The organism is Aminiphilus sp., from assembly GCF_029975095.1.
In the GTDB taxonomy this organism is placed as follows: domain Bacteria; phylum Synergistota; class Synergistia; order Synergistales; family Aminiphilaceae; genus Aminiphilus.
Window position 1 is genome coordinate 1 of record NZ_JARKPW010000059.1, and the last position, 3,899, is coordinate 3,899.

3 protein-coding genes are annotated in these 3,899 nt (G+C 65.1%); all 3 read right to left on the reverse strand.

The genetic code is table 11. From position 1 onward, the window contains the following. Nucleotides 1-970: 970 nt before the first annotated feature. The 3 genes from Q1K49_RS03890 to Q1K49_RS03900 all read right to left on the reverse strand — a co-directional run bounded on the left by Q1K49_RS03890 (nucleotide 971) and on the right by Q1K49_RS03900 (nucleotide 3,747). Nucleotides 971-2,140, reverse strand: coding sequence for an ABC transporter substrate-binding protein (locus Q1K49_RS03890; RefSeq protein WP_300523020.1), 1,170 nt, complete (start codon nucleotides 2,138-2,140; stop codon nucleotides 971-973). After that, nucleotides 2,137-2,892, reverse strand: coding sequence for a nucleotidyltransferase substrate binding protein (locus Q1K49_RS03895; RefSeq protein WP_300523022.1), 756 nt, complete (start codon nucleotides 2,890-2,892; stop codon nucleotides 2,137-2,139). The genes Q1K49_RS03890 and Q1K49_RS03895 overlap by 4 nt, the downstream gene beginning before the upstream one ends. Nucleotides 2,893-2,955: 63 nt before the next feature. Beyond that, nucleotides 2,956-3,747: a carbon-nitrogen family hydrolase gene (locus Q1K49_RS03900; RefSeq protein WP_300523025.1), complete on the reverse strand. Its 792-nt coding sequence runs from the start codon at nucleotides 3,745-3,747 to the stop codon at nucleotides 2,956-2,958. Between the last annotated feature and the right edge of the window lie 152 nt (nucleotides 3,748-3,899).

Sequence of the window (3,899 nt, forward strand, 5' to 3'; positions counted from 1 at the left end):
ACCAGGGACGACCAGGGATAACCAGGGACGACCAGGGAAAACACGACAGAAAAATATTAAAAAGACGATATATTGTCGCCTTCATTGGTGAGAAAAATGCGGCCATGCTCTGCCGCGCTCCACGAAAGAGACCTTTACACGCGTGCTCCGCGCTTTTTCTTCCTTAGTTACAAAAAACCCGAGTGGTGCCCGGAAAAAGATGGACAGCGGTCGGGTCTGCACGCAACGCGGCGAAAAACCACCTTGCCGCATCCTCGCAAACATCATTTTAAAACAGAGCCAAAGGAGCGTCAAGGCAATGCACACACAACGCTCTACCAAAAAAGAAATACGAAGCAACCTTTCGTGCGTCAAAAATCACGTGAATAATTAACCTTATTCACGAACAAAATAAATGCACTTGACCTAGTGCCCCTTGGGACTCCGCATCAGCGAACGCCCCCGGGTTCGAATCCTGTCGGACCGGTTTGTGTCTTTCACGCCATGCCCCCTCCGGGGAGCGCCCCTGTGATTCCGACTCAAGCAAAGAAAGAGAACAAGCAAAACAGGCAAGAGAAGAAAGGCAAGCAAGAGAAGCAAGGCGAGCAAGAGAAGATCGACAGGCAAGACAAGCAAGGTAAGCAAGCGAAGACCGACAGGCAGGAGAAGAAAGGCAGGCAAGCGAAGGACGAAGGCCCCGGCGGAGAGCGTCTCCGCCGGGGCTGCTTCGGGTCGTGTGCGTCACGTTGTGCGAAAAAGGCCGTCACGGAATTCGGCGGCCGGATCCAAAAGCGAGTTCCACACGGCGCTTCCGGAGCGAGCGCTAAGGCGGCGGCGGGTTTCCCCTCCGAGGGATCTCGTCGCGCCCGTCCGATCGGCAGAGTCCGCCGAAAAAACGCGCCGACTCCGGATCGCGCCCCCGGAACAGCCGTAGAGAACAGGATGGAGAACGACGGCAAGTGCTCCGCCGCGTCTCAGAGGGATCAGGAAGTCAGGGAGCCTCGGCGGAAACGCCCGGGCCGTAGAGAAAGCCCTCCAGGGAAAAGCTTCGGGGAAGCATGTCGAGATCGGCGTAGACCTCCGCGATGTGCTGCCAGCGCACGACGGTCATCTCCCCCGGGGGAACGGCGTCGATGCGGAGCAGGGGGACCATCTGGCGCCACTCGAAGCGGTGGAACTCCAGCATGTCCGGTGAGGTGTAGCGGGTGCTCACCAGTCTGGCCGCCTCCTCCGGGTTCGCCATGGCGTGGCGCCACCCCCGGAGGCTCGCCTCGCGGAAGGCCCGAACCCGGTCGAAATGCGCGGCGAGTTCCGCCTCGGAGGTGAAGAGCACGTCGCCGTAGAAATCGATGCCCGCGTCGAGGGGCGTGTAGAGGACGAAGGGCACGTGCTCCCGGTCGAGAAAGTAGGGCTCGTAGGTGGAATAGGCGGAGATGGCCTCCGCGCGCCCTTCGAGCAGGTCCCGGTAGTCGAAGCTGTGTTCCGCCAGGGTGACCGCGTCCGGAGGAAGCCCCTCACGCCGCAGAAAGGCCAGCAGCTCCTCCGACTGAGGTTCGAGCATGATCCGCCGGCCCGACAGGTCCGTCACGCCCCGGACGACCGCGTCCTTCCGGGCGACGAGCACCAGGGGGGAATGCTGGAACACCGCCGCCAGAGCCACCACGGGCCGACCCGCCGCACGAGCGAGGAGAATACCGCTCGCCCCCACGCCGAAGGAGGCGCGCCCCTCCGTCACCTCCGCCACCGGGTCCGTGCCGGGCCGGGCCTCCCGGATCTCCACGTCGAGTCCCGCCTCGCGGTAGAACCCCTGTTCCAGCGCCGCGTAATACCCGGCGAACTGAAAGGCGTGGGTCCATTTGAGCTGGAGCGCCACCTTCTCCAGGGGCGCCGCGGACGCCGGAGACGACAGGCCCGGCGACGGCAGAAGCAGAAGGGGAAGAAAAAGAAGAAGAACAAGGAGAAGGAGAGGGAAGGACGTAAATGGCGGGAGAGGCGGGGCTTCGGCCCGAGCCGGACCTTCGCCCGGCCCTGAGGAAAAGCGGAGCAGGTAGCCGTCGGGGTCCTGGATCAGGAACTCCCTCTCGCCGCATTCCACGTCGCCCGCGCGGTACCAGTGCTCCGCCTGGTCCCGGAACAGGAAAAGCCCCGCCGCGGGGGTCACGAGCCTTTCTCCATCCCGGGCTCCGCCTCCTGCAGGCGCACCCCATGCCCGGCGATCTCCCGCCGGAAGGACTCGGGCAGGCTTTCCCACTCCAACAGATCGACCCGAAAGGAAAGGTCCGACTCCTCCAGCGCCTCCCGGAGCGCGGCCAGCCGGACATCGCCCCCCGGAGGAATCAGGATCGCCAGATCGAGATCCGAAGCCGGACGGGACGTTCCCTTGACCCGGGAGCCGAAGGCCCACACCTCCCGCCCCGGCAGACAGCGCGCCAGCAGATTCCGCAGCAATGCCTCCTGTTCGGGAGTCACGCCGGGAAGCCGCGTCGTCATCGGCGAGCCGCCGCCGCCCGCCAGGCGATGAAAAAGCGCCTCCGCGTGCCCGAGAAACTCCGCCATCATCGCGAGCGCCTCGGCGGCCTTGTCTCCGGAGTAGTCGTGGGCGGCGCCGATCCGGGCATTGGCGTACCGCAGCCACGGCTCCACACCCTCGGGGAGAAGCGCGTTCTCGAAAGCGACACGGAACAGCGGCTTCGGGCTGTTCGGCACCTCCGGAAGCCCCAGTTCCTCCACAAGATGACGCTTGAGCACCTTCCACAGGCAATCGTAACAGGTCTCGAAACGCTGGACCACCGATTCCCGGATCGCCTCGCGGTCCAGATCGGACAGGGAGGGGCGGTCGTCCATGTCACGGTAGTTCTCGTACTGCCGGGCGAGATGTTCAAAGGACTTTTCGAGTTTTTCGTAGTCAATCACGAATCTTCCCCCCTTCGCGGGCATCGGCTTCACACAAGGCACATGCTCCATTGCCGCGGCGGGTCAGTACAGATCCGGGGCGCGGTCGTCGAAGCAGGGAAGCCCCTCCCGGAAGGACTTCACCTTCTCCAGGTCGAGGACGGCCCGGCCGAGGGTCTCGTCGCCGCCCGCCTCCCAGAGAGGCTCTCCCCAGGGATCGAGGATGACCGACTTTCCCGCGAAGGGGGTGCCCCGGCTTTCGCCGCAGCGGTTGCAGGCCACGACGAAGAGCTGGTTCTCCACCGCCCGGGCGCGGAGCAGCAGGCTCCAGTGGGCGATGCGGAGGGACGGCCATTCGGCGCTCACAAAGAGCACCGTGGCGCCCTCCAGTGCGAGCCGCCGGGAGAGTTCGGGGAAGCGGATGTCGTAGCAGATCTGGATCCCCGAGGGAACGCCGTCGATGTCGCAGCGGCACCGGGCATTGCCCCGCAGGAAGTAGCGGTCCTCCTCCATAAGGCGGATGCGGTGGATTTTGTCGTAGGTGGCGACGAGACGGCCCTCGGGGTCGATCACCTGGGCGCGGTTCGCGTAGCCTCCGGGAACGGAGGCGAGGACGCTTCCTCCCACGAACCACAGGCCGTATTTCCGGGCCAGCTCCCCGAGAAAGGCCGCCTCGGCCTCGCCGCCCGGGGTGGCCAGCTCGCCGATGCGTTCCAGGGCGTAGCCGGTGCTCCACAGCTCGGGCAGCACCAGCACCCGGGGGAGCGCCCCCTTTGCCGCCTCCGCGGCGAGCAGCGCCTCCACCCTGGCGAAGTTCGCCCCCTTGTCGCCGATGGTCACGTCGAACTGCAACACTCCCGCGTCGAGCATGGGCATGATCTCGTCCTCCTTGTGTGCGCGCCGCGAGGGAGCTGAAGGCGCTGAAGAGCCGCTGCAGCTCCCGCGGCGCCGTGCATCGTGCACCGTGGGCCGTGAAAGATCCTGTCCCGGCTACCAGCGGTCGCGGTGAACCCGCTCCGGATCGAACC

Excerpts from the sequence above, each read along its gene's own strand:
- Q1K49_RS03900 (WP_300523025.1), bottom strand. The coding sequence starts at position 3,747 with ATGCCCATGCTCGACGCGGGAGTGTTGCAGTTCGACGTGACCATCGGC.